Source organism: Thalassolituus pacificus, from assembly GCF_025318105.1.
In the GTDB taxonomy this organism is placed as follows: Bacteria; Pseudomonadota; Gammaproteobacteria; order Pseudomonadales; family Oceanobacteraceae; genus Venatoribacter; species Venatoribacter pacificus.
The window spans coordinates 1-3077 of sequence record NZ_JAOANI010000003.1 but is presented as its reverse complement, the minus strand read 5'-3'; the positions used below and the strand labels follow the sequence as shown (position 1 = coordinate 3077).

The following is a 3077-nucleotide window of genomic DNA, read 5'->3' as shown; positions in this document are numbered from 1 at the left end:
AACAAGCAGTTGCTTGTCGTATTCAATCAACCCTTCCGGGTTTGGGTGTTATATGGTCAAGCCTCACGGGCAATTAGTATTGGTTAGCTCAACGCCTCACAGCGCTTACACACCCAACCTATCAACCAGGTAGTCTTCCTGGGCCCTACAGGGAACTCGAAGTTCCAGTGAGATCTCATCTTGAAGGAGGTTTCCCGCTTAGATGCTTTCAGCGGTTATCCTGTCCGAACGTAGCTACCCGGCAATGCATCTGGCGATACAACCGGAACACCAGAGGTTCGTCCACTCCGGTCCTCTCGTACTAGGAGCAGCTCTTCTCAAATCTCAAACGCCCACGGCAGATAGGGACCGAACTGTCTCACGACGTTCTAAACCCAGCTCGCGTACCACTTTAAATGGCGAACAGCCATACCCTTGGGACCGGCTTCAGCCCCAGGATGTGATGAGCCGACATCGAGGTGCCAAACACCGCCGTCGATGTGAACTCTTGGGCGGTATCAGCCTGTTATCCCCGGAGTACCTTTTATCCGTTGAGCGATGGCCCTTCCATACAGAACCACCGGATCACTATGACCTACTTTCGTACCTGCTCGACGTGTCTGTCTCGCAGTTAAGCCGGCTTGTGCCATTACACTAACCTCCTGATGTCCGACCAGGATTAGCCGACCTTCGTGCTCCTCCGTTACTCTTTGGGAGGAGACCGCCCCAGTCAAACTACCCACCACACAGTGTCCTCGATCCAGATAATGGACCAGAGTTAGAACCCCAAATTGACCAGGCTGGTATTTCAAGATTGGCTCCACAAAGACTAGCGTCTCTGCTTCAAAGCCTCCCAGCTATCCTACACAAGCCAATTCAAAGTTCACTGTGAAGCTATAGTAAAGGTTCACGGGGTCTTTCCGTCTAGCCGCGGGTATACGGCATCTTAACCGCAATTTCAATTTCACTGAGTCTCGGGTGGAGACAGTGTCGCCATCATTACGCCATTCGTGCAGGTCGGAACTTACCCGACAAGGAATTTCGCTACCTTAGGACCGTTATAGTTACGGCCGCCGTTTACCGGGGCTTCGATCAAGAGCTTCTCCGAAGATAACCCCATCAATTAACCTTCCGGCACCGGGCAGGCGTCACACCCTATACGTCCACTTTCGTGTTTGCAGAGTGCTGTGTTTTTAATAAACAGTTGCAGCGACCTGGTATCTTCGACCGATCTCAGCTTACGGAGCAAGTCCTTCACCAAAACCGGCGCACCTTCTCCCGAAGTTACGGTGCCATTTTGCCTAGTTCCTTCACCCGAGTTCTCTCAAGCGCCTTGGTATTCTCTACCTACCCACCTGTGTCGGTTTGGGGTACGGTCTCTTTATAGCTGAAGCTTAGAGGCTTTTCCTGGAAGCATGGCATCGACCACTTCGGACTCCGTAGAGTCACCGTCATCAGTTCTCGGCATTAAGGACCCGGATTTGCCTAAGTCCTCTGCCTACCACCTTAAACACGGACAACCAACGCCGTGCTGGCCTAGCCTTCTCCGTCCCCCCATCGCACTATAAAGAGGTGCGGTAATATTAAACCGCTTCCCATCGACTACGCTTCTCAGCCTCGCCTTAGGGGCCGACTAACCCTGCCCCGATTAACGTTGGACAGGAACCCTTGGGTTTCCGGCGGGGGAGTTTTTCACTCCCCTTGTCGTTACTTATGTCAGCATTCGCACTTCTGATACCTCCAGCCTGGTTCACACCTTGACCTTCAACGGCTTACAGAACGCTCCTCTACCATGCGTATAAATACGCATCCGTAGCTTCGGTGTACAGTTTGAGCCCCGTTATATCTTCCGCGCAGGCCGACTCGACTAGTGAGCTATTACGCTTTCTTTAAAGGGTGGCTGCTTCTAAGCCAACCTCCTAGCTGTTTTAGCCTTCCCACATCGTTTCCCACTTAACTGTAACTTTGGGACCTTAGCTGACGGTCTGGGTTGTTTCCCTTTTCACGACGGACGTTAGCACCCGCCGTGTGTCTCCCGTGATTGAACTCATGGGTATTCGGAGTTTGCAAAGGGTTGGTAAGTCGAGATGACCCCCTAGCCTTAACAGTGCTCTACCCCCCATGGTTAGACACGAGGCGCTACCTAAATAGCTTTCGAGGAGAACCAGCTATCTCCGGGCTTGATTAGCCTTTCACTCCTATCCACAAGTCATCCCCTAACTTTTCAACGGTAGTGGGTTCGGTCCTCCAGTTGATGTTACTCAACCTTCAACCTGCTCATGGATAGATCGCCCGGTTTCGGGTCTAATGCTAGCGACTATACGCGCAGTTAACACTCGGTTTCCCTACGGCTCCGCTATTCGCTTAACCTTGCCACTAACATTAAGTCGCTGACCCATTATACAAAAGGTACGCAGTCACCGAACTAAGTCGGCTCCCACTGCTTGTACGTACACGGTTTCAGGATCTATTTCACTCCCCTCACAGGGGTTCTTTTCGCCTTTCCCTCACGGTACTAGTTCACTATCGGTCATCTGGGAGTATTTAGCCTTGGAGGATGGTCCCCCCATATTCAGTCAGGATATCACGTGTCCCGACCTACTCGTTTTCACTGCTTATAGGTTTTCGTATACGGGGCTATCACCCACTACGGCCGCACTTTCCAGAGCGTTCTACTAACCACAAAACAGCTTAAGGGCTGGTCCCCGTTCGCTCGCCACTACTTAGGGAATCTCGGTTGATTTCTTTTCCTGCGGGTACTTAGATGTTTCAGTTCTCCGCGTTCGCCTCATACACCTATGTATTCAGTGTATGATACCCGCCTTATGACGGGTGGGTTTCCCCATTCAGAGATCTCCGGATCAAAGGTTGTTTGCCACCTCCCCGAAGCTTATCGCAGGCTACTACGTCTTTCATCGCCTCCAGATGCCAAGGCATCCACCGTGCACGCTTAGTCACTTGACCATATAACCCCAAACCGTTTCAGTTCTTACAAGCTATGAAGAACAAAACTTTATGGCATGGAGTTAATTGCTATCGCCAAGCAACTGCAAGTTCGCTTGAGAATCTCAATTCTCATGTATCCTAATTTTTAAAGA

General features: G+C 51.1%; 1 rRNA gene. It reads right to left on the bottom strand.

What is annotated here, in order from left to right:
- Positions 1 to 52: 52 nt before the first annotated feature.
- Positions 53 to 2943: ribosomal RNA gene (locus NYR02_RS01175) — 23S ribosomal RNA — on the bottom strand.
- Between the last annotated feature and the right edge of the window lie 134 nt (positions 2944 to 3077).